28 protein-coding genes are annotated in these 19,716 nt (G+C 51.0%); 18 read left to right on the top strand and 10 right to left on the bottom strand.

The window, feature by feature from the left end:
* The 7 genes from PsAD5_RS12195 to PsAD5_RS28270 form a co-directional block, all read right to left on the bottom strand.
* A partial coding sequence (locus PsAD5_RS12195; protein WP_153041372.1) for a hypothetical protein occupies positions 1–280 on the bottom strand: 280 nt, incomplete at its 3' end.
* Between the two features lie 109 nt (positions 281–389).
* Positions 390–1,952: a DNA cytosine methyltransferase gene (locus PsAD5_RS12200; protein ID WP_063292307.1), complete on the bottom strand. Its 1,563-nt coding sequence runs from the start codon at positions 1,950–1,952 to the stop codon at positions 390–392.
* A 1-nt stretch (position 1,953) separates the two neighbouring features.
* Positions 1,954–2,691 carry a hypothetical protein gene (locus PsAD5_RS12205; protein WP_063292308.1) on the bottom strand — a complete coding sequence of 246 codons (738 nt, stop codon included), beginning with the start codon at positions 2,689–2,691 and terminating at the stop codon, positions 1,954–1,956.
* A 15-nt stretch (positions 2,692–2,706) separates the two neighbouring features.
* A complete protein-coding gene (locus PsAD5_RS12210; protein WP_063292309.1) occupies positions 2,707–2,925 on the bottom strand; it encodes a hypothetical protein in 219 nt (72 codons plus the stop codon).
* 51 nt (positions 2,926–2,976) lie between these two features.
* Positions 2,977–3,270 carry a hypothetical protein gene (locus tag PsAD5_RS12215; RefSeq protein WP_057464812.1) on the bottom strand — a complete coding sequence of 98 codons (294 nt, stop codon included), beginning with the start codon at positions 3,268–3,270 and terminating at the stop codon, positions 2,977–2,979.
* A gap of 59 nt (positions 3,271–3,329) precedes the next feature.
* Positions 3,330–3,557, bottom strand: coding sequence for a hypothetical protein (locus PsAD5_RS28265; RefSeq protein WP_208981011.1), 228 nt, complete (start codon positions 3,555–3,557; stop codon positions 3,330–3,332).
* Complete coding sequence (locus PsAD5_RS28270; RefSeq protein WP_208988588.1) at positions 3,541–3,801, bottom strand: hypothetical protein; 261 nt, start codon at positions 3,799–3,801, stop codon at positions 3,541–3,543. The genes PsAD5_RS28265 and PsAD5_RS28270 overlap by 17 nt, the downstream gene beginning before the upstream one ends.
* Before the next feature lie 211 nt (positions 3,802–4,012).
* Between PsAD5_RS28270 and PsAD5_RS12225 the strand changes: the two genes are divergently transcribed.
* The gene (locus PsAD5_RS12225) at positions 4,013–4,693 is read left to right on the top strand and encodes a GNAT family N-acetyltransferase (protein ID WP_063292310.1); all 681 of its coding nucleotides are present in this window, start codon (positions 4,013–4,015) and stop codon (positions 4,691–4,693) included.
* Between the two features lie 450 nt (positions 4,694–5,143).
* Here the strand turns inward: PsAD5_RS12225 and PsAD5_RS12235 are convergent, their stop codons facing one another.
* Together PsAD5_RS12235 and PsAD5_RS12240 are read right to left on the bottom strand one after the other, a co-directional pair.
* Positions 5,144–5,398 carry a hypothetical protein gene (locus PsAD5_RS12235; protein ID WP_057464815.1) on the bottom strand — a complete coding sequence of 85 codons (255 nt, stop codon included), beginning with the start codon at positions 5,396–5,398 and terminating at the stop codon, positions 5,144–5,146.
* A 74-nt stretch (positions 5,399–5,472) separates the two neighbouring features.
* The gene (locus PsAD5_RS12240) at positions 5,473–5,916 is read right to left on the bottom strand and encodes a helix-turn-helix domain-containing protein (RefSeq protein WP_153040930.1); all 444 of its coding nucleotides are present in this window, start codon (positions 5,914–5,916) and stop codon (positions 5,473–5,475) included.
* Positions 5,917–6,051: 135 nt separating this feature from the next.
* On the opposite strand from PsAD5_RS12240, the gene PsAD5_RS12245 reads away from it, so the two are divergent.
* Positions 6,052–6,237 (top strand): helix-turn-helix transcriptional regulator, encoded by a 186-nt coding sequence (locus PsAD5_RS12245; protein ID WP_063292311.1) that lies wholly within the window; start codon positions 6,052–6,054, stop codon positions 6,235–6,237.
* Positions 6,238–6,382: 145 nt separating this feature from the next.
* Here the strand turns inward: PsAD5_RS12245 and PsAD5_RS12250 are convergent, their stop codons facing one another.
* Positions 6,383–6,805, bottom strand: coding sequence for a hypothetical protein (locus PsAD5_RS12250; RefSeq protein WP_153041374.1), 423 nt, complete (start codon positions 6,803–6,805; stop codon positions 6,383–6,385).
* 48 nt (positions 6,806–6,853) lie between these two features.
* Here PsAD5_RS12250 and PsAD5_RS12255 point away from each other — a divergent pair, with 48 nt between their 5' ends.
* From PsAD5_RS12255 to PsAD5_RS12335, 16 genes are all read left to right on the top strand, one after another.
* Positions 6,854–7,927, top strand: coding sequence for a DNA-methyltransferase (locus tag PsAD5_RS12255; RefSeq protein WP_063292313.1), 1,074 nt, complete (start codon positions 6,854–6,856; stop codon positions 7,925–7,927).
* Complete coding sequence (locus tag PsAD5_RS12260; protein ID WP_063292314.1) at positions 7,927–8,229, top strand: helix-turn-helix domain-containing protein; 303 nt, start codon at positions 7,927–7,929, stop codon at positions 8,227–8,229. The genes PsAD5_RS12255 and PsAD5_RS12260 overlap by 1 nt, the downstream gene beginning before the upstream one ends.
* On the top strand, positions 8,226–9,554 hold the full coding sequence (locus tag PsAD5_RS12265; protein ID WP_063292315.1) for a helix-turn-helix domain-containing protein: 1,329 nt from the start codon (positions 8,226–8,228) through the stop codon (positions 9,552–9,554). Before PsAD5_RS12260 ends, PsAD5_RS12265 begins: the two co-directional genes overlap by 4 nt.
* Positions 9,551–10,153, top strand: a complete 603-nt coding sequence (locus tag PsAD5_RS12270) for a transcription termination/antitermination NusG family protein (protein ID WP_063292316.1) — start codon at positions 9,551–9,553, stop codon at positions 10,151–10,153. Before PsAD5_RS12265 ends, PsAD5_RS12270 begins: the two co-directional genes overlap by 4 nt.
* A gap of 696 nt (positions 10,154–10,849) precedes the next feature.
* Positions 10,850–11,317, top strand: coding sequence for a hypothetical protein (locus PsAD5_RS12280; RefSeq protein ID WP_063292317.1), 468 nt, complete (start codon positions 10,850–10,852; stop codon positions 11,315–11,317).
* A 2-nt stretch (positions 11,318–11,319) separates the two neighbouring features.
* Positions 11,320–13,077, top strand: a complete 1,758-nt coding sequence (locus PsAD5_RS12285) for a terminase large subunit (RefSeq protein WP_063292318.1) — start codon at positions 11,320–11,322, stop codon at positions 13,075–13,077.
* Complete coding sequence (locus tag PsAD5_RS12290; protein WP_063292319.1) at positions 13,070–14,416, top strand: phage portal protein; 1,347 nt, start codon at positions 13,070–13,072, stop codon at positions 14,414–14,416. Before PsAD5_RS12285 ends, PsAD5_RS12290 begins: the two co-directional genes overlap by 8 nt.
* Positions 14,413–15,135, top strand: a complete 723-nt coding sequence (locus PsAD5_RS12295) for a head maturation protease, ClpP-related (protein WP_063292320.1) — start codon at positions 14,413–14,415, stop codon at positions 15,133–15,135. The genes PsAD5_RS12290 and PsAD5_RS12295 overlap by 4 nt, the downstream gene beginning before the upstream one ends.
* A gap of 58 nt (positions 15,136–15,193) precedes the next feature.
* Positions 15,194–16,438: a phage major capsid protein gene (locus PsAD5_RS12300; RefSeq protein WP_063292321.1), complete on the top strand. Its 1,245-nt coding sequence runs from the start codon at positions 15,194–15,196 to the stop codon at positions 16,436–16,438.
* An 81-nt stretch (positions 16,439–16,519) separates the two neighbouring features.
* Positions 16,520–17,167 (top strand): hypothetical protein, encoded by a 648-nt coding sequence (locus PsAD5_RS12305; protein WP_063292322.1) that lies wholly within the window; start codon positions 16,520–16,522, stop codon positions 17,165–17,167.
* A 10-nt stretch (positions 17,168–17,177) separates the two neighbouring features.
* On the top strand, positions 17,178–17,771 hold the full coding sequence (locus tag PsAD5_RS12310; protein ID WP_063292323.1) for a head-tail connector protein: 594 nt from the start codon (positions 17,178–17,180) through the stop codon (positions 17,769–17,771).
* A gap of 9 nt (positions 17,772–17,780) precedes the next feature.
* Entirely contained in the window at positions 17,781–18,116 is a 336-nt protein-coding gene (locus PsAD5_RS12315) for a phage head closure protein (protein ID WP_063292324.1), read from the top strand.
* On the top strand, positions 18,116–18,541 hold the full coding sequence (locus PsAD5_RS27845; protein WP_063292325.1) for an HK97-gp10 family putative phage morphogenesis protein: 426 nt from the start codon (positions 18,116–18,118) through the stop codon (positions 18,539–18,541). The genes PsAD5_RS12315 and PsAD5_RS27845 overlap by 1 nt, the downstream gene beginning before the upstream one ends.
* Positions 18,538–18,942, top strand: coding sequence for a DUF3168 domain-containing protein (locus PsAD5_RS12325; RefSeq protein ID WP_063292326.1), 405 nt, complete (start codon positions 18,538–18,540; stop codon positions 18,940–18,942). Before PsAD5_RS27845 ends, PsAD5_RS12325 begins: the two co-directional genes overlap by 4 nt.
* A 2-nt stretch (positions 18,943–18,944) precedes the next feature.
* Complete coding sequence (locus tag PsAD5_RS12330) at positions 18,945–19,382, top strand: phage tail tube protein (protein WP_063292327.1); 438 nt, start codon at positions 18,945–18,947, stop codon at positions 19,380–19,382.
* Positions 19,379–19,714 carry a hypothetical protein gene (locus PsAD5_RS12335; protein WP_063292328.1) on the top strand — a complete coding sequence of 112 codons (336 nt, stop codon included), beginning with the start codon at positions 19,379–19,381 and terminating at the stop codon, positions 19,712–19,714. Before PsAD5_RS12330 ends, PsAD5_RS12335 begins: the two co-directional genes overlap by 4 nt.
* Positions 19,715–19,716: the final 2 nt, after the last annotated feature.

Genomic DNA, 19,716 nt, shown 5'->3' on the forward strand with positions numbered 1-19,716 from the left:
TCTCTTCCTCGGTTAGAGGCTTGTTGTGTGTCTGGTATGCGAAAATGATTTTTGCTGCATGCCAAGCCAGGTTGATTTGATTGTCTGGCGTGAGAACATCAAAGGGCTGTTGTTCGCTCACGGGCAGAGTAGACCAGTAGGCTCGTGTTGCAGTCTTCAAGGCAGACGGATTCAGGTCTTCAATTGGGAGTGAACCGGTTCCGTCGCAGCGTTCGCACTCGCTTAGAGCAAGGTGGAAATAGTCATCGCGTCCGGTTCCAACGCAGCTAGGGCACTTCATTGCTCGTTCTCCTGCTCTAGGGCTGTTCCATAGCGAGCCGGCTCCATTCCGAACCAGTAGAGTTGCCACATGCGGAGGGTGTTTACGGTGAAGATGAGGGGAAGGAAGGTCATGCTGCTTCCTCCATTGCCATGAGTTCGGGAACGTTGGCTTCAACGATCAGTTTCGCTAGTGGCGGGCAAACGCTGTTGCCGCACTTCTTGATCTGCTCTTTCTTTGAGAACGGTCTGCCATTGTGGTTAAAACTGATGGTGTAATCGGAGGGGAAACCTTGCGCCAGATACAACTCAGAAGGCTCTAGCATACGCATGCCGATATCGGTGATGGTGTAGGGCTCGCCGCCAATATTCACAGTGACAAGGCCAAAGCGGTCCTTAGTTGTTGCAGCTCCAAGTGGTGCGTTTGCTGAGTAGCCAATGCTCTCGCCATAGTAGGCGGTGAGAAATGCGCGAACCTCTGCGATATGGTTTCCACTTGCTGTTACTGCGGGCATTGGCTGATTAACGTCGTGGCCGTGTTTGCAGGTGCCGCGAAAGCTGGTGAGGTGGCTGGTAACGAGGCTATAACGCCGCTCAGAAGTGAGGGTATGTATGGGCTCGCTAGGTAGATGACCCCTGATCTCGTTTTCTTTCTTTTGTCCGTAATACTTGTGCAGGAATGCCGCTACCAATGCTGATTTACCGCCGCCTTTGGCGGTTATTGTGCCGATTGGGTCAGTAATTGAAGCGCATCTGGAGTTGCCAAACTGGCGATCAATGCAAGGCACAACCAAAGCTCGGCATCCGCCACTTTCTGTTTTGATAGCTGTCAGCGGGCGAGTGAGTGGTTCGAAGTAGCCGCCATGGCTCATGTTCAAGATGAACGGTTGCTGAGCCTCAATCACGAACTTCTTGATGCCAGCGGCGATGCGTTTGCAGGTCTTCTCGACAAGAGGCTTCTTGCGTTCGAAGATTGACCGGCAAGGAATTGACCAATCAATGCACTCGGCTGCAGTATGCCAAGGGAGTAATCCAGAACCTTCGAAGCCCTTAGAACTTGGGTCTCCGTGTGTGATCGATGGCCAGATGATTTTTCTTCCATCCCTGCGCAGAACGATGAAGAGGCGTTTTCGGATTGTTGGGACGCCATAATCTGAGGCTTTGAGTTTGCGATACTCGATCTTGTAACCAAGCTTGCGCAGCGCGGTGCACCACTGATTGAAGGTTTCGCCGGCGCGCTCCTTGATAACCTCGCCCTCTTCATCGAGTGGCCCCCAATCTAAGAACTCGACCACATTCTCAAGTGCGATCACCCGTGGCCGGTTTCTGCCTAGATTTTGGCAAAACTTGACCACTGCCCATGCAAGCATGCGTACTTGGGGAGAGAGGATCTTCTTTCCGCTTGCTCTGGAGAAGTGGCGACAGTCTGGCGATGCCCAAAGGAAGCCAACGGGACGCCCGTTTGTGTAGGCTGGCAGGTCAACTTCGAAAACGCTCTGAGGCAGATGAATGGTGTCCGGGTGGTTCTGCTCATGCATGGCTAGGGCTTTGTCGCAATGGTTGATTGCGATATCTGGTGACCTGCCGATTGCCATCTCGATTCCTGTTGAGGCGCCACCACCACCTGCGAAGGCGTCAATGATGAGTTCGTGAGAGGTCCGGCTGGCGGAAAGATTGAAGAGTTCTGTTTGCATGTTAGAGGCTCAACTGCTGGGACCAATCAGGAAAGAGCTGTTCCAGCTCCACGTAATTCGTTTCAAAGCCTTGACGAAAGTTTGGGAAGTTAGGTCCGGCTCTCCACTGACCTTTGGAACGTCCGCGCCTCATCCATTCTTTATTTGAGTAGATAAACAGCGTTGCGCTTAGTCTCAGCTCATCGAAAGTTTTGCGGGTCACGAAGCCGTTTTTGTCCAGCAGAATGGAGAGCTTTATGGCCTTGATTTTCCACTCTGTGAGGCGAGTAGGGCATGGCTTGCCAGCATCTACAGTCGGAACAACTTCCGGCAGGGGCATTCTTTCGACAGGGTAGAACTCAGGGAAACTTGAGAAGCTACGGCGCTTGGGATTTGGAAGTGCTGGCCGGAACCAAGGATCATACTTGGTGTTGCGTGGCTCATCGGTGACCTCGATGATTTGCAGGTTGAGAAGGCTGCAAATCGAAGTTAGGTCGTTCAAACACCCCTCAGGAATGAGGATGGCTCGGCAATCTGGTCCGGGTTTCGCGATCTGGTAGGCTTGCTCTGCGGCTTGGTTGATGACCTTGGCGTTCAAGCGCAGCTTGGCTTCTATGCCGATTTGAAAGCCATCGCAGTCGCGGACCAAAACAATGTCCCAATTGTTCCATTCCGGGTAAGCGGTCCAGCCTTCCGGCAAGTTCTTTAGGAACACTGAGCACATCTCGGCTTCAGTCTGGAATTTCGCTTTACGTTTCATAGGCGCATGAACCTTCTAGCGTTCGTTTAGGACGTCAAAAGAGGAAAGCTGGGTGCTGATGAACTCAGAGGAGATGCTCTGTTTTGCCTCGATTACTGTTTCATCAAGGGCGGGGGCGAGGAGCAGCAGCACTATGGCGAAGACCACCAGAACGGATAGCTTCGCGGCCTCGTTCACGTGGAGCAGGATCTCGCGGCAGAGATTACTAGATACGACTTTCTCAATGCTATTCATGGGACTGTTCCTCGTGATTGAGGGGAGCGAAGAGGTGAAGTGTTGGAGCCCCTAAAGAGTGCCTGCTGGAGTTGCGGTTTCCATTTGCTGAAGCATCTTCACCAGTGCGATATCGGCGTTGGTGAGTGTTTCGTGCATGGCGAGGATGCGAGCGCTGATCGCGCGGCGATCCTGCGGGGTCTCTTTGACCATGAAGCTCAAGTCAGAGAGGAACGTGCAGAGGTCTCTATGAGCGTCCTTTGTCTGGGTGAGCGCTTCTTCGCCCACTTGCTGTACGGTTTTGGAGGGTGCTTGAGCTGGGCTCTGTTTAGTCGCAGGGAATTGAATGATTGTGGCGCTATGCATCGAAATACTCCCTTTTGGAGATAGAGAGACAGAGCAGGGCCCTCTCTCTCTATTTTGTGTTAGGCGGTGGTGTCTTCATCTTCCTTTGAGAGTGTCTCGGCGAACTGGTTCACCAAGATCTCTTCTGCAACGTTTGAGACGATTGCCTTCCCTGCACGCAAAGCGAGAGTTGCTTTATCTGTGTCAGACACCGCGGCGCTTTTGATCTGGCTGGTCAGGTTGTCAATTCCCGGTTGTAGATCGTCGCGTGTGTCCCGCACCTTTTTGTCATCAATCTGAGATGTCATCTCGTTCACCCTCTGCGATAAATAAATCTGAAACTGCTGCTACTGCTTGCTGAGGTTGGTTGTCGCTATCGATGTAGAGAACGACCACAGCACTGAGGGCTGCATCTCGTTGCACAATGCCGATGTTGCATCGGCCTAAGTCTTCAGGCGGGCTCCTTCGAAAACGGACTAATGAGCCAGCTGGAAGTCGAGACAGTTTTCTTCGATGTTCACGAAGAAGCTTAATTGCTTCAAATTCGGTCATGATATTCAAATCCACACAGTCAGTGTAAAAAATATGCTCTGAGTATACGCGATTGTCAATGCGTATAGCATAAATATTATGCTCAGCGTCCGAAAAATGAATTTAGGACACGAGTTAAACTATGTTGATTGTTAGATTTAAGGGGTAATTTCGTTAGGTTTTATGTGGATATCTGCATCCAATTGCTCTTCGGGTATTTGGAGGTACCAATATGGTGGCGCGTTTAGTGCTCTATCAGGCAGCTGCTAAGCTGATTTCTGAGTTTGAGAAAAACGGCTTTGAGATTGTTCAGGGGGAATCGTTTGCCGCTGCTGAAGAAGCTTTGCCCGAGGCTAAGGGCGGGCTTACACCGCATTTTGCATATTCTCTCAACGCACAGAGTAAAGAGAATGTTGCGTGGCTAGGGCTGAGGTTAGTTGGTGAGAAGCATTTATGTGGGTTTGCGGCAATTAGGCTAGAGCCGCTGCAAGGGTTGGCGTTGTCGGACTTCTTGGCCACTTATTGGCGATTGCGATATGTTGATGTTGATGGCAATCCTGTACAGGTGACGAATGTTCAGCCTGAGATCGCGAAGCGTATCTCGGGGCAGGTTGGATACCTGGGCGATCTTTGGATAAGGCCAGATCTCAGGAAACGGGGTTACGCGCGCAGATTGATGGAGTTCGCGCAGATTATGGCTTTTGATCTTTGGCGACTTGATTGGATTTATTGCTGGATGCGTCCCACTGATTTCTTGAATGGAAATGGAGCGCGCTGGGGATGGTTGGTGGGTCAGTCAGATGGCATTCGCTTTGAGGTGCCGCCTCGAGACTTTCCAAAGGGGTTGGCGTTTTGTGCAAACCCTTCATACGCTCTGAATCAGTTGATTAGTGATATAGCGCGGGATGATTGATCAGGTAGCTCTTTCGTGAAAACTACAAGTTGCGAAATTCCTGCTCGTGAATGTACGGGCAGGATTAGCCTGCAATACTCGCGATAGTTATTGTCGGAAAGGTTTGCGCCGATCAGGTCAAAAATTGGCTTATTCGACTGGTGCGCATTCCAATAACTGCTTGCCACCAATTGTCGATATGTCAGTGACATCGCCTTTCTGGCTCTGGTTGGGTGTTGAGCCCAGTCCGCCCCGAACACGTGACGTGCGAAGCTGTCGTTGCCTATCATTAGAATGTCAGGGCTGTCGCTGGGGGTGGCAGGTGGCGCCATGAGTAGTACTTTGCGTGCGTAATCGATGAACTCGGGTGAGAGGTGCCCATTGGATTTATTCCAAATGTGCAAAAGCTGTGCACCCGTTGTGCTCAACTCTTCGAGTATGAGTGCAGTAGCGGGGCGCCTCTTGGTGTACTCAAGCAACTTCCTGCTCCTGTTTCTGTTGTGTGTACGCCAGAACCAGCGCGGGGCGAAAGGCGTTGATTACTTCTTTTTGCTGCTTTTCGCTTAGTAAATCGATGTAGGGGCAATCGTAAAGATTAACACACATCATCTTAAGTGGTGTGATTAGGTCGTACTTTTCGGCGGTCTTAATAAGGTCCAAAACTTCCTCTTTGTGTGAGAAGGTTGGACGATGCCAGATCAGTGATAGTGCGCTTTCGTTGTCCATATGGTCTCTCTTTAGGTACTTATGGTTAGAGCGCGTAGCTAAACTTTAGGACAGTATCCTTCAGTTAAAAAATATCACTTATCAGTCTTTTTCTTCTTTGCAGCGTTATAAATATTTTCAACTATAATAGATAAATCTCTAATGCTACCCCTGCCATCAAGAATTTGCTCTTCAAGTCTTATTCCTTCTTCAAAAGACTTTAAGAATAACTCTAAGTCAAGCTTATCCGTTTGCGGTCTATCAGAATTGTTCGCCATTTCACCCAGCAGGCTGTGTGTTAGGTCATCAGCGTCTGGTTTTGCATCATCGGGTGACCGGCCTTCTCCATACAAAAGGAACTGGGGTGATGTTTTGAAGCGGCGGGCATAGTGAGCAGCCTCTTCATGGCCGAATGCCCTAGAGCCGTTCTCGTGGCTTGAGTAGGTGCTAACGTTGACGCCAAGAGACTTGGCGGCTGCTGTAGCTGTTTTAAAGCCTGCATTGAAGCGGGCTGTTCTAAGTCTTTCGTGTGGTTCCATAGCTCCACAGTGCCAATCGGCTTTATGCATTGGGTGTTGACTTTGGACTATGCATCTGGCATTGAAAATACACGTGTCGAGTAAATATTATACCCACGGGATTTTATAGCGATGCTAGAGCCTACCGAAATTCGAATGAAAGCTAAGCTTACTCAGTTGGAGATGGCGCGTGCGCTTGGATGCTCTCAAAGTTGTGTCTCTCGTGTTGAACGAGATGGTTTCTCTGAGAAAACTGCCGTTCTCGAAAGGTCTTACCAGCTATTCATGTTGGAGCAACAGCAAGTGACCGATGAAGAAAACCTCTCCGTTGCCAAGAGTTAATTGGTGAAAGTTGGCTGTATTGAGAGATAGTATTCTTCAATACAGCCAACCTCGTCACGCAATGCATTTGTTGGGGGAGGTGTGTCGTGATTAAATTTAATGGATATCGTGTAATTTTTGCACATTACGCAGTTATGCGAAATGATTACTTAGTTTTTTTGGGAATTATCATTCTTGAAAGCGATCTAATAAATGGCTCTGTGCGTTCTTTCATTTCTTCATCTGGAAGAAAATTGAAACCTTCTAGAGTATTCCTGTTTTTACATAAGTTAAGCTTCATTATTACTTCATTAACTTGCTCTGAATTGCTCGATATAGACGCAATAACCTTTGAAACTTTATCGCGTAGGATAGTATTTTCAATATTTAATTTACTGATTTTTTTTTCTACGTCTTCTTGGGACACAAAGAAAGAACGTAGGTGTTTGTTCTCGTTTAGTTCCTTAGTTTCATCATCACTCATGCTGGCGTCTCCCTTCCATGGTTGGCCAGTGTGCGCAGAGAGCTTTGCTATGTTGGCGCATCCGGCAAGGCTCTCTGCATCTTTTTGCGATGCCGATTGCAACACGCATTCACCTAGGCGTCGATCTACGGAATTCCTCGGGAGGGTTGCTGCATGAGCGTTCCTGAAACCCTCCACATTGGCGACTTACCATGCGAAATCCGGTTGGGCGACGTGCTCGACCGTTTGCGTGAGACGCCTGACAACTCCGTTGATTGCGTGGTGACCTCGCCACCCTATTGGGGGCTGCGCGATTATGGGGTTGAGGGGCAGCTGGGGCTTGAGCCGACGCTAAAAGAGCATCTCGACAAGATGGTTGAGGTGTTCGAGGAAATTCGGCGCGTGCTGAAACCAGAGGGCACTTGTTGGATCAACTATGGCGATTGCTATGCGACCACTCCGGCAGGGCATGAAGCGGGTGCAGATGGGCGGATCCGGCGCGAGAATGATGATCGGACATTTACTCAAAAGCCCTTCTCGACCATCCAAGGCACCTTGAAGCCTAAAGACCTTTGCATGTTACCGAACCGGCTCGCAATTGCATTGCAAGATGCTGGATGGTGGGTTCGTGGCGAGATCATCTGGGCAAAACCCAATCCGATGCCGGAAACCGCTCGCGATAGACCAGCGGTGGCCCATGAGAAGATCTGGCTTCTGACTAAGTCGCCTCGCTACTTTTACGACAAAGAAGTGGTCAAGCAACCTGTTTCAGGCGGAACAAAATCTCGCGGCAAAAAGCGAAAACCACCAATAGATCAAGCAGGTCAGGGCCATAAGGATTGGTGCTCTTACATGCGAGAGGATGAAGATGTGCAGCAAACGCATCGCAATCTCCGCAATTATGAGCCTGCACCTGTCGCCGTCTGGAAGGTGGGCTCTCGACCTTTCCCCGGCGCTCACTTTGCAACCTTTCCACCAGAACTAGCGCAACGCTGCATTGAGGCGGGATGTCCGCGAGGCGGTGTTGTTTTGGACCCGTTCGGCGGCGCTGGCACGACTGGTTTAGTCGCGCTGCGGCATGGCAGGCGAGCGATCCTGATTGAACTCAATCCAGAGTATGCAGCGATTGCGCGAGAGCGCATCGAGAAGGACTGGATGGGGCCTACCGAGTTGAAAGTCAATCAAGCGGTGCCTGAGCCTGATGTGGGTCCGTTGTTCACTAACCTGGAGCGGATGGAGGTTTTGTAGTGCGTGAATTTCAGAATGTTGAGGAGTGGCATCGCGAGGTTTCGCAAAGCGACTTGGACGCGAGCACTCGGCTCGTGCTGTTTGCGCTGAGCCTTTTCGCAAATCGTATGGGCGAGGGTGTTTGGGCATCCGTTGGGACGCTGGCAGACCGAACCGGACTGAGTAAGCCATCGGTGATTAAGCATCTGAAGCTTGCAGAGGTGTCCGACTGGATCGTCGTGAAGCGTCATGATGCCAACGGGGCAAAGCTCATGCGAAACCAATACTCGCTCAAATTTCCTGAAGTGGGAGGTGTGACATGAATGATGGTCGCAGGGCTTGGAGTTGGAGGCAGGCGTTTAGCAAGTCAGACCTCGCACCAACAACCAAGCATGTGTTGCATACTCTGGCGCTCTTCATGAACGAGATGGGCGAGAGCTGTTACCCGTCAATCGACCAGTTGATTGAGCATAGCAGCCTGAGCAAAAACGCCATCATGAAGCATCTTGAAGTGGCAAGAGATGCGGGTTGGGTCTCGATTTCTCAGCATGGTTTTAAAGGGCAAAGATGGAAGCGAAAAGACTATGTCGCTCGATGGCCAGAGAGGAAATTGGATGCACCTAGCTTAATTGAGCGTATTGTTAATACTGCTGAGAGTGAAGAAGAAGGTGGTGCATGTGGTGGACTACCTCCCTTAGAAAAGGTGGTGCACGAGGTGGACGAAGGTGGTGCACGTGGTGGACCTAAGGTGGTCCATGAGGTGGACCAAGATAAGAACAACCCACTTAACAATCCAATACCAATCCATATGAGAGAGAGCGCGCGTGAGAGTGAGAATGATAAAAATGACAATACGGGCAAGGTCACTCAAAAAACATGGCTTCGAAGGCTTAGAAAAGCTCATGAAACATGGCCGACCTATGCTGATGATAGCAGAAACATGGTCGAAAAGGCTTGGTTTGAGCTGAGCGAAGAAGAGCGAACTGAGGCGCAAAGACTTGCAATTGCCTATGTCAACCATTGCCGTCACGACTTGAAGCGAAAGGCTGTTTGCGCGTTCTCCACCTACCTCAAGGAGAAGAAATGGCAACGGCTTCCTGCAAGCTCGGCTGGTGGAACAAGCACCCAGCAGGCCAACCCTTATGGGAAGCTTTGGGGTGTGTATCGGTTTGTTGATCTGCTCAAGCCTCACTACGGCAGCTTTCCCAAACCGTCGGCTTTCCTAGCTGGGCTCTTGGAAGGGGAAGGAGAGGCAGCTGAGCGAGAGCGGCGGCAACGTAAGGCGCTATACGGCTGGTCTCGGGTGAACAGCATGCAACATTTGGCTCGGACAAGCTCCAAGGGCGTGTTGGTTGCCAATGAGCTGAAGCCTCTTGCTTCTGAATTTGTTCAAGTGAAAGTCGGCTCTGAACTCTGGAAAGCTTGGGAGAAGCTGCATGAGGAGCGCGGCTGGCCTTGGTTTGGAGTGGATCGCGATTTGCCTGAGTGGGTCTACATGCCGAAGCTCGTCGGGACCGATGTGGGGCTCATCGATGATAATAAACCTGAGGCTTTGCTTGGGGCGGTGAAGAGGGCTCTTGAAAACTTTGAGGCTGTGCACGGCCAAGTAATCAATACCACAACAGCAACTCAGGAGGCTGCTGAATGAGAATGACTGCCCCAAATGTAGGGAACAAAGCGCTTGAGCATGATTACTATTTGCTTCGTGCCCTCATCAAGCAAGCTCCACTTGATTGGGTTGTAGTGGAGACCAATCCCAAATGTGAGGGCCGCGCACAAGTGAGTGTGTCGGCGACTGGTGCGATAGCCTATCTGCCTATGATTCCGGTGGTGCGGAGATCGAAACATCGTAAAAACACTTTGAATGCCAATCGCTTAATGTTCCCTCGGTATATGTTTGTCGGTTTGAACATTAAGGAAGGGCAAAGCTGCGATCAGGTTAGAGGTTGTGATGGTGTGGAAAAAATTCTTGCGACCACTGCTGATGCGGCTCCACATCGTGTCCCCCTGCGTGAGATGAGCCGTATTCTGGAGACAGCGTGTGAGGCTCAGGTGGGAAGGAAGAACGTTAACGGTCAACTCTTTAACATAGGTGGCAATGTGATCTTAGTTGCTGGGAAGGGCGCTACTTTGAAGGGTGTGGTGCGTAACATCAACCCAGACGGAAAGTCTCTCCATGTGGACGTGCTGGCCTTCGGTCGGACCACAAAAGCGAAGGTGCCTGTTGACAAGGTGTCGTTAAGTTAACCATGATGTGCAGCAGGACGATCACGTGGATCTTTGGGGCCTGAGCAGCCAGCGTTGCTACACCAAACAGAGCGACCCGAACACGAGACCCAGTCAACACAAGACGCCGAATGGCGGAGTTGGCGCGAAGAGTTTCTATGGAATTTTGACACGCATGCGGTGCGTTTAACTGGTTCGCTGATGAGGCGGGCCTTTTTTCTGTTTGGCTGGCTATGCCTAAGAAACCATGTGCACATCCGGGCTGCAGTAGGCTGATTGAAGTCGGTACTTCACTCTGCGAGCAGCACTATCGGCAAGAGAAGCATCTCAGGGATAAAACTGCTGACGGAAAGAGAACTAAGGCTGCGTATCGCAGTTGGTACAAAAAAGCCGCATGGTACGGACCAAAAGGGCGGCGAAGAAAGCAACTAGATAGCCAACCTCTTTGTGAGATGTGCCCTCCAACCTCCCGTCAACTTGCAACAGTGGCTGACCACAAGGTTCCTCATCGCGGAGACTATGGGCTGTTTTGGTTTGGGGAGCTGCAATCGCTTTGCAAGAGCTGCCACGATGGCAAAAAGCAGCGGATGGAGCGCCGAGCAGCCAGCCTGGGGGGCATGAAAAGTTCAAAAGCCCCACGTTAAGGACCGGCGTGGATAGGAAGATTTTTTCGCACGCAACTTTTAGAGGGGGGGTCTACGGACCACCTGATTTCACATGACCACACCAGCAGAGATCGCAGCGACCCTTGCTCGTTTGGGGGGGTGGCCTGAGTACTTCGGCGAAGATGAGTGCAAGCATGGTGAAGGCATGCTCTCTCTCCAGATCCGCAACAAGTGGATCGATGAAGGCGTGTTTGGTCTGGTGGTGAGGTATGCGGTTCATCGTGCTGAGTATGATCGCTTGTCTGATGTGATTGCGACTCGTCGTGACGAAGAGGGCGATGAAGAAGATAAAGGCAAGGGCAGCGATTATCTTTCTGGATCGGAGCAACAGCGTGCCTATCACAAGCGTGAGTTGCTGACACTGGAGCGTGAGCTGCTCGTTACGCCAAGTGCAAAAAACAAAGCAGACCTCTCGCTTCAAACTAGCTTTCTGGAACAGCTCGATGTCAGCATTGATGAGAAGAGCGATGGCGGAAAAGTTGTTCCATGGAAGCCGTTATCTAAGAAACGTCGCGGTTGAAAATGGACAGTTCGATACTGGCAACACCAATCATGCAACGGGCGTTAGATTGGGTTGAAGATGTTCTTTCAAATAAGATTGTTAGTTGTCAGCGGACAAAGCAGGCATGCAAAAGGTTCAGAAGCGATCTAAAGCGTGCTGGCACTGACCAGTTTCCATATGTGTTTGATGCTGAAGCCTCAGAACATATGTGTGCATTTATCGAAGCGTTGCCACATGTTGAAGGCGCTTGGGCGGCGAGAGGCGAGACCATCGCCTTGCTTGGGTGGCAAGCTTTCTTAATCAGTCAAATTGGTGGTTGGCGGCATATGGTTTCGGGCCTTCGCCGATTCCGAACTGCTTATGTTGAAGTGCCGCGAAAGAATGGCAAGTCTACCTTGCTTGCTGGAGTGGGGCTGTACTTCCTTTCTGTAGATGATGAGCCGGGAGCCAAGGTTTACTCAGCTGCTGCATCTACGCATCAGGCGAGAGAAGTATTCGATAGGGCGCGTGCGATTGCGCTCGCTGCCAAGATAGACGGTGAAGATCTTGTAAATCTGCTTGGTCTGAAGGTTGAGGAGCACAAGATTAAAACTACTGATGTTGCTGCGGTTTTTCAGCCAGTTGCAAGTCAGACCAAATCGAAGGATGGCAAGAACCCACATTGTGCAATTATTGATGAGTTGCACGAACATGAGAAGCGCGATGTCTGGGACTCAATGTCATCAGCGCTGGGGGCAAGAGAACACCCACTTCTCATCGCGATCACAACAGCCGGATACAACACAGCGGGTGTCTGCTATGAGCAACGCAAGTACCTGCAACGAGTGCTGGACGGCACATACGAGGATGAAAGTTATTTTGGTCTCATATTTGAGGCTGATGAAGGTGATGAACCGGGAGACCCGGTTGTTTGGGCGAAGGCTAATCCAAGTATCAACGCTTCTAAATCCATGCAGTACATGCAGGATGAGTGGAAGAAAGCGGCCGCAAGCCCTGCTGCGATGGGTGAGTTCCTTCGTAAACACCTTGATATCTGGACAAGCGTAGGCGCATCAGCGCTCGATATGACTGCTTGGCGACAAGCTGAGAACAGTCAAATGCAGCTTAGTGATTTTCGCGGTTGCCGTGCGTTTATTGGCGTTGACTTGGCTACGCGTAACGACCCAGCGAGCGTAACAGTTGTTATCCCTGATGGCCCGCGAAACGATATCTTTCGAGTTTTCAGCTGGCATTTCCTACCTGAAAAAGTGGTCTCAGCTCCGGGTAATGAGCATCTCTGGGGATGGACAAAAGAAGGTTATATCCGAACCACTCCCGGTGCTGAGTTAGATCTGAACATTGTAGAAGCGCTTGTTTTGCAGTTGGCGGGCATGGGCGATGATACCTGGGGCTGGTCTGGCGTTCCTAGTCTGGACGTTGAGATGGTTGTTTACGATGCGCTCTTTGCATCTCAGATGGCTGCGAACTGGGAAGGTGAAGGGCTCACTGCTGTTGAACTTCGCTCACGAGCCTCCAATCTGAATGAGCCCTTTAACAAGTTGATCGCAGCTGTTGATGACCAGCGTCTTATCAATGATGGCAATCCTGTTCTGACTTGGATGGCAGGCAACACGATGCTCAAGCAAGTGCAGGGCGGCGACTACATCTATCCCACCAAGCTAACTCCTGAAGACAAGATCGACGGCATCGTTGCTTTGATGAACGCGCTTTGGCCGCTTTCGCAGGTTGCCGACTCTGAGGACACGCGAACTGTGACACAAGGATACGTAGATGTTTAAGCGGCTGTTAGGCTCTAAAGCAGAACGCAGCGAACTTGTTCGTCAAGAACCTGTTCTTGCTGCTCCTGAACCACAGGTGAGCAACTCATCAAGTTTGGTCTCTTCTTCAGGTTGGGAGCAGTGGGAGGATTTCTTTAACTTCTTAGGCACTGATGCTGTCACCCGTGAAAGTGCCATGAAGCTCACGGCAGTCTTTGGCTGCGTGTCGCTGTTAGCGGGCACTATTGGGACACTCCCGGTCCGGGTGGCAAAGAAGGGATCTGGGTCAGGAACAGAAGTTTTAAAGAAGCACCCAACTCACTTCCTTGTTCACATTGAGCCGCATGAGATGTTTTCGCCGGAGGTCTTCTTTGAGGGCCTGTCTGCTCTGGCCTTTCTTGATGGCAATTCTTATGCGGAAATACTGCGCGATGGACGAGGGCAGGTAATTGGCCTGCGACCTCTATTTGAGGCTTACGTTAAGCCTTTTAAGCGCGGCAAAAGAATAGCTTATCGGATTACCGAAGAGGGTAAAACTTATGGCCGTGATCAGGATGATATTCTTCATTTTCGTGGCTCTGCAACGATGAACGGACTGGAGGCGCTGTCGCCTCTCAAGTGCTTTGCGCGATCCATCGGGATTGGTCTCGATGCTGATGAATATGCGGGGCGCTTCTTTAAACAGGGCATCAATCCTCCCGGTTACATCACCTATGAAGGAAAAGTCACAGAGCAAATGGCCGATGAGGTGCGCAACTACTGGCAGCGCAAGTTTGGTGGCGTGAAGAATGCGCACATTCCAGCGGTTCTCTCTGAGGGAGGAAACTTCAAGTCATTGATGACTGATCCAGAAACAGCTCAACTGCTGGAATCTCGTTCGTTTCAAGTGCTCGATGTCGCCAGAGCTTATGGCGTGCCTCCCCATTTGATCGGCGAAACGGAAAAGTCCACCAGTTGGGGGACGGGCATCAACGCCCAGACAACTCAGTTTTACATTCTTGGTCTGCGCAAACACGTGAAGCGGTTTGAGGGTGAACTCAGCCGCAAGCTCCTCACGCGGGAAGAGCGTCTTGATGGCACTGGTTTCAAATTCAATCTCGATACGCTTTTGCGGGCTGATCTGGCTGCTCGCTATGACGCGCATAAAATTGCGGTTGGTGGCACCCAGCATCCGGGCTGGATGACGCCAAACGAAGTTCGAGAAATGGAAGGGTTGCCTCGCAAAGATGATCCGGCAGCAGACCGTCTATTCACTCCTGCATCGAAGACAGAGACGGGCAAGAAAACTGAAGAGAACCCTCTATTTCCTCCAGCGCCCAAAACTGAGACCGGCAACACGACTGAAGGGAACCCCTCATGAAACTCAAAGAAATGATGGCGAAGGCGTTGCGCCCTAAGAATGGTGATGGAACTGGCCTAATCGTGCGCAACCTTGACGAAGAGGGAGAGGTCGAGGTGCTGGTGTATGACCAGATTGGAAGTTGGGGGATCTCATCTGAGAGTTTTGCGCAGCGCATAAAGTCGCTTGATGCAGACATTATCCATATGCGCCTCGATAGTCCGGGTGGGGATGTGTTCCAAGCAAGAGCGATGAAAACAACTCTTGAGCAGATTGATGCGCGAGTGATTGTGCATATTGATGGGGTTGCAGCCTCAGCGGCATCCTACCTGATGCTTGGCGGCGATGAAATTGTCATCGCAAAAGGTGCGATGGTGATGATCCATAACGCTTGGAGTTTCACCATCGGTGATGCCAAAGAGCACGAGAAAAGCGCTCACGTGCTGGAGAAAATCGACAGTAGCATCCGTTACGATTACGCGAAGAAAACATCCAAGTCGGAAGATGAGTTCCGAACGATGATGGATGAGGAGACTTGGTTCGACGCTGATGAGGCGCTCGAAATCGGTCTGGTTGATCGCGTCTTTGAGAAAGATGGCGGTGCCAACAATCGCTACGACCTTTCGATTTATGAGAACACTCCTGCAGCTTTGCTGGATCAGGAGGGTGATGAGGACTGGGCGGCAAATCGTGTCGCGCAGCTTCGCAGACTGGAGTTTTACGAGCGCACTGGCGCGTAAATCCAGTTCTTCCCACGACTGAAGCACCCGGCCTTATCCGGGTTTTATGGAGAGCCCAATGAAGACGATTAAGCAGCTGCGTGAACAGCGCGACCAGCTGGCCAAAGAGGCACGCAACATTCTTGATGACACGACGGATGAGTTTGATCAAAAGCGGATTGATGAGATCTATGCTGAGATTGATAGCATTGATACTCGCATTAAAACTGAGCAGAAGCAGCTTGACCTTGAAGCGCGGCTGCAATCTGAAAACGAAGATCCCGATGCCTTGCAGGGCAATAGAGACCAGCAAGTTCAGGCGCAAGCTCAGCCGGGGGATGAAGTTCGTACCATCGTGTTTGAAGCCTTCCTTCGGGGCGGTGAGGCTATGGTTGATCGGCTTCCTCAAAATGTGTTGGCTGACTACTCTCGGCAAGTTCAAAATGCGCAGTCGGCTGAAACTGATGATCAGGGTGGCTATCTTGTACCGACCACCTTCAGCGGTATCCTCTTACAGGCTATGGCGGCGTATGGTGGCGTTCGCTCTGTTGCTGAAGTTCGTCAGACTGCGAGTGGTGAGACAATCCAGTGGCCAACGGTTGATGAAACTGCGGTGCTGGGTGAATGGCTTGGTGAAAATGAAACCGCAACGGATGCTGATGTCACCTTCGGAACCAAGATGATTGGTGCTCATCTGGCAAGCTCCAAAGTTGTGGCTATCCCGTTTGCCCTGCTTCAGGATGCTGGTATTGGTGACGTGCAAGGTATGCTGGGGCAGTTGCTTTCTGCTCGCCTATCCCGATTAACCAATAAGGGATACACAAACGGTGATGGTACCGGCAAACCTACAGGTATCGTTACCACTGCCGCTTTGGGTCATACCACTGCAACTGGTCTTGTTGATAGCTTTACTTGGGATGACTTCACAGACCTGGAGCACTCTGTTGATCCTGCTTATCGCAATGGCGCGAGCTGGATGTTCCACGATGTTGTCCTGAAGGCAGCGAAGAAGATCAAGGATAATGATGGGCGTCCGATCTGGGTTCCCGGTGTCACCAGTCAAGCACCTGCCGAGATCAATGGTTATGGCTACACAATCAATCAGGATATGGCTGTGCCTGAAGCTGGTGCAGACTCCGTTCTGTTTGGCGATATGCGCAAATATCTGGTTCGTGACGTGATGGACGTGACTTTGTATCGCTTCACGGATTCTGCCTATACCAAGAAAGGTCAGGTCGGCTTCCTCGCGATGCTTCGCACTGATGGCAAGACCATTTCAGCGGACAACAAAGCAATCAAGAAAATGCGGCAGGCGGCAAGCTAAGCCGGTTTTAGAACCACCACTGCCGCCCCTTACAGAGGCGGCAGTCTTGTTCCTTTTGAACTGGTTGAACTGAGGTTTGAGATGGCTGTCACTAAGGGAAAGTCTGCGACTGCAAAGCAGGCCAGCAAAGCTCCTTCACGGCGCGGTAAAAAGACCGTCGCATTTGCTTCGTGCGATCATACTGAAGGGCTGGGAGAAAATGCTGTGAAGTTCACAGCAGGCCAACGTTTAGAGTTGGTGTCTGCCGATTTGAAGAAACTTGAAGAACTCGGCGTCGTGGTCAAAGGTGTTTACGTCACCATGAAGATCGGCGTTGAAGGCCGTAAGTACAGCTTGAAGCCGGGCAGCAAAACATGGCTTGCACCTGAGGTGTATCAGGCATGGAAAGCCAAGGGCATGTGTGCTCCAAGTGATGATGATCCAGATACACAAAATACTCTCAAAGCGAGAGAGCTTGCATTGCAAGAGGCACTTGCTGAGCGTGATGTTGCATTGGCGGAAAAAGAACAGCTAATGGGTCGGTTGCAGGAAACCGACTTGATAATGATGGCTGCTTTCGAGCAGGCTGAGCAGCTTAGAACTTTCATTGAGCCGGATCCGGATAGCGGAAATGTGCTCGATGATAAATCGGCCCGGTTGCTTGGTGAGGTCACCAAGTTAATCGACATGTTCCCTGAGCAGATCGCCACTCCTGCCTTAGAGCAGGGCGACGACCATTCTCAAGACTGAGGGCCTGCTCATGTGGTTGGAGAGAATCTCTGGCGGGAGCGGTGAACTGATCAGCCTGGACGATGCTCGTGATCACGTTAGAGTGTTCGGTGATGAGCATGATGCGAGCATTCGTCGAGCAATTGCTTCTGCCTCTTCTCACCTTGAGATCGATGCGCATGGGTTTGGTGGTCTAGGGTTTCCAATCCTTTCGCAAAAATGGTCCTCAAAGGCGAACCGGTTTTCTGCTGATCTGCTTCGCCTGCCGTTTGCCTACGTAACAAGCGTAGATGAAATTCGTGCTATCTCCCCAAATGGGCAAACTTCGTTGGTTCCTGCTTCTGATTATTTGCTTGTGAGGCAGGGTAGGGAAACTGTCGTGTCACTGCTTACGGGGAAATCTTGGCCTGATGTCGCAGATCGTCCTGATGCGGTTGATGTGCGTTTTACGTCTGGACTGGCAAAAGATCTGTCGTCTGTTCCTGAAGACATTAAGGGTGCAGCTCGTTTGCTAACAGGGCATTTCTTCGACCATCGAGAAGCAACGATAACTGGAGTTGCTCAGCAAGAAATTGAGATCGGTGTTGAGCGGCTCATTCGCCCATATCGCCGATTTGCAATGTGAGGTCATCGTATGCGAGCTGGAAAACTACGTGACCTAGTGGTGTTCAAGCGGACTGTGTCGGTTTCTGATGGTGCAGGCGGTAGCCAGATTGCTTGGAAAGAGTTCTACAGGTCATTCGGTGAGCTGCGAATGAGCAAGGGGAAAGAAGTCGTAGATGCTGGGCGGATTGGAGCTTCAGCTGCTGGTACCCTTGTTATTCGTTACTCCTCTTCTGCGGCAGCGGTGACGGCATCCGATATCGTAGAAATTGGAGGTGTTACCTACAACATCCGTTCCCCGGCACTAGATCCAGATCGGCGCAGGGAGCGCTTGGAGCTGGTTGTTGAGCGCGGGGTTGCTGTCTGATGGCTGACGGTGTCCAAATAAAAAATCGGCAGCTAGACAAGCATATTGCTGAGCTAAGGCAAGTGGTGCCCTATCTCGATGAAGAGATGGATAAAGCCAATGAAAAAAGCTGCAAAGAATTTGTTGAGCTGTCTGAATCTCTCGCTCCCAGAGATGAAGGTGATCTCGCGGAGTCTTTGGAATACGGCAAGGTCAAGGATGGGGTCGCCACTTTTACAAATCGTGGTGGAGCCACTCGGTCAATTTCAGCGACCAGCTCATGGGCCGTCTACGGTTTATGGCGTTGGTTCTTTACAGAGTATGGGACCACTGCAACATCTGCGCAGCCATTCATCAATCCAGTTCGTCGGCTTCTGGAGCGGAAGCAAGAGCGCCGGATGCGAGCTGCTCTAAATCGGGCTGTCAGGAGATCTTTCAAAAAATGATGGAATTTGCAGTCGAGCTGCAAAGGTGGCTCTTTCGTGCCTTGACGGTCCCTGAGATTGATCAGGTTAAGGGCGTTTTTGACCATAAGCCCAAAGGGGATGGTCGCTACCCTTTCATCGAGATTGGTGAAAGCAACGACATTCCTGATCATGCGCAAGGTTCCCCAGGTGGGGAGCACGTCATCACTCTCCACATCTGGTCTCAAGCCTCGGGGCAAACCGAACTCAAGACAATCATGGCTGAGATCTGTCGGCGCGTGGATTGTGTTGGTGTCGATATTGATGGGCCTGCCACCTGCTTTGCTGAGGTGGAGCACACTCAATCGCTGGGTGATCCTGACGGGGAGACGCGTCACGGGGTGATAGCGGTTCAATTTACTACTCGAAAACTGGAGAGCTGAACATGGCTGGTGCAGAATCCCAAGGCAAGTTGATGTTGATCCAACTTGGCGATGGTGAGAACCCTGAGACGTTTGAAAGCGTGTGTGGGGTTAAGGATAAGAGTTTCTCGATTAACAACGAAGTGGTCGATACTACTCGGCCTGCTTGTGATGATCCAAGTGCGCCTCTTTATTATTCGGGCGCTTATGGCATCCGAACGATTTCCCTAAGTGGTAGCGGCGTTGCTGTCAGTTCAGTTCACTACCAACGGGTTGCAAAGGATGCAGTTGATCAGGCTTATGTGAACGCGAAAATCATCGTTCCTTTGTGGGGTACTTTTACGGGTACCGTGATCATAAACAAGGTTGATGCAAGCGGTCCTATGTCGGGCGAAGTGGAGTTCTCCATCGAGCTGACTATGACTGGCGAAATTTCCGTTGAATGGGAGGCGCTCGCATGAGGACGCCCAACAGAACACGCGGTGAAGTGGCGTGCACATTCAACGGTCATGATTTGATTCTGTGTGCGCAAATGCAAGCTCTCGATCAGATCGATGCTGAGCTTGATCTGGCAATCTCAGAAATCATGGTTGGATTGCAAAAGCGCAAGCTAAGTGTCGTGAAATCTTGTGCCAGAGCTTTGACTATCGAGGGTGATATTGAAGAAGCTCTGCGCACAAAAGTCGGTGTTTTGGGTATTCCAGAGCTAGCAGACAGCATTGTTGAGGCTCTTGTTCCTGATGCTGAAGAAGCAGATGCGGCGGGAAAGGGCAGCGCAACGGGGAGCGACTAGAA

This window comes from Pseudovibrio sp. Ad5 (assembly GCF_001623095.1).
Taxonomy (GTDB): Bacteria; Pseudomonadota; Alphaproteobacteria; order Rhizobiales; family Stappiaceae; genus Pseudovibrio.

Coding starts and splice junctions, on each gene's coding strand:
- PsAD5_RS12315 (WP_063292324.1), top strand. CDS start 17,781: ATGCGAGCTGGAAAACTACGTGACCTAGTGGTGTTCAAGCGGACTGTG.
- PsAD5_RS12295 (WP_063292320.1), top strand. CDS start 14,413: ATGAAACTCAAAGAAATGATGGCGAAGGCGTTGCGCCCTAAGAATGGT.
- PsAD5_RS12255 (WP_063292313.1), top strand. CDS start 6,854: ATGAGCGTTCCTGAAACCCTCCACATTGGCGACTTACCATGCGAAATC.
- PsAD5_RS12325 (WP_063292326.1), top strand. CDS start 18,538: ATGATGGAATTTGCAGTCGAGCTGCAAAGGTGGCTCTTTCGTGCCTTG.
- PsAD5_RS28265 (WP_208981011.1), bottom strand. CDS start 3,557: ATGACATCTCAGATTGATGACAAAAAGGTGCGGGACACACGCGACGAT.
- PsAD5_RS12310 (WP_063292323.1), top strand. CDS start 17,178: ATGTGGTTGGAGAGAATCTCTGGCGGGAGCGGTGAACTGATCAGCCTG.
- PsAD5_RS12245 (WP_063292311.1), top strand. CDS start 6,052: ATGAAAGCTAAGCTTACTCAGTTGGAGATGGCGCGTGCGCTTGGATGC.
- PsAD5_RS12330 (WP_063292327.1), top strand. CDS start 18,945: ATGGCTGGTGCAGAATCCCAAGGCAAGTTGATGTTGATCCAACTTGGC.
- PsAD5_RS12280 (WP_063292317.1), top strand. CDS start 10,850: ATGACCACACCAGCAGAGATCGCAGCGACCCTTGCTCGTTTGGGGGGG.
- PsAD5_RS12225 (WP_063292310.1), top strand. CDS start 4,013: ATGGTGGCGCGTTTAGTGCTCTATCAGGCAGCTGCTAAGCTGATTTCT.
- PsAD5_RS27845 (WP_063292325.1), top strand. CDS start 18,116: ATGGCTGACGGTGTCCAAATAAAAAATCGGCAGCTAGACAAGCATATT.
- PsAD5_RS12205 (WP_063292308.1), bottom strand. CDS start 2,691: ATGAAACGTAAAGCGAAATTCCAGACTGAAGCCGAGATGTGCTCAGTG.
- PsAD5_RS12235 (WP_057464815.1), bottom strand. CDS start 5,398: ATGGACAACGAAAGCGCACTATCACTGATCTGGCATCGTCCAACCTTC.
- PsAD5_RS12300 (WP_063292321.1), top strand. CDS start 15,194: ATGAAGACGATTAAGCAGCTGCGTGAACAGCGCGACCAGCTGGCCAAA.
- PsAD5_RS12200 (WP_063292307.1), bottom strand. CDS start 1,952: ATGCAAACAGAACTCTTCAATCTTTCCGCCAGCCGGACCTCTCACGAA.
- PsAD5_RS28270 (WP_208988588.1), bottom strand. CDS start 3,801: ATGACCGAATTTGAAGCAATTAAGCTTCTTCGTGAACATCGAAGAAAA.
- PsAD5_RS12270 (WP_063292316.1), top strand. CDS start 9,551: ATGAGAATGACTGCCCCAAATGTAGGGAACAAAGCGCTTGAGCATGAT.
- PsAD5_RS12240 (WP_153040930.1), bottom strand. CDS start 5,916: ATGGAACCACACGAAAGACTTAGAACAGCCCGCTTCAATGCAGGCTTT.
- PsAD5_RS12335 (WP_063292328.1), top strand. CDS start 19,379: ATGAGGACGCCCAACAGAACACGCGGTGAAGTGGCGTGCACATTCAAC.
- PsAD5_RS12290 (WP_063292319.1), top strand. CDS start 13,070: ATGTTTAAGCGGCTGTTAGGCTCTAAAGCAGAACGCAGCGAACTTGTT.
- PsAD5_RS12215 (WP_057464812.1), bottom strand. CDS start 3,270: ATGCATAGCGCCACAATCATTCAATTCCCTGCGACTAAACAGAGCCCA.
- PsAD5_RS12210 (WP_063292309.1), bottom strand. CDS start 2,925: ATGAATAGCATTGAGAAAGTCGTATCTAGTAATCTCTGCCGCGAGATC.
- PsAD5_RS12265 (WP_063292315.1), top strand. CDS start 8,226: ATGAATGATGGTCGCAGGGCTTGGAGTTGGAGGCAGGCGTTTAGCAAG.
- PsAD5_RS12285 (WP_063292318.1), top strand. CDS start 11,320: ATGGACAGTTCGATACTGGCAACACCAATCATGCAACGGGCGTTAGAT.
- PsAD5_RS12305 (WP_063292322.1), top strand. CDS start 16,520: ATGGCTGTCACTAAGGGAAAGTCTGCGACTGCAAAGCAGGCCAGCAAA.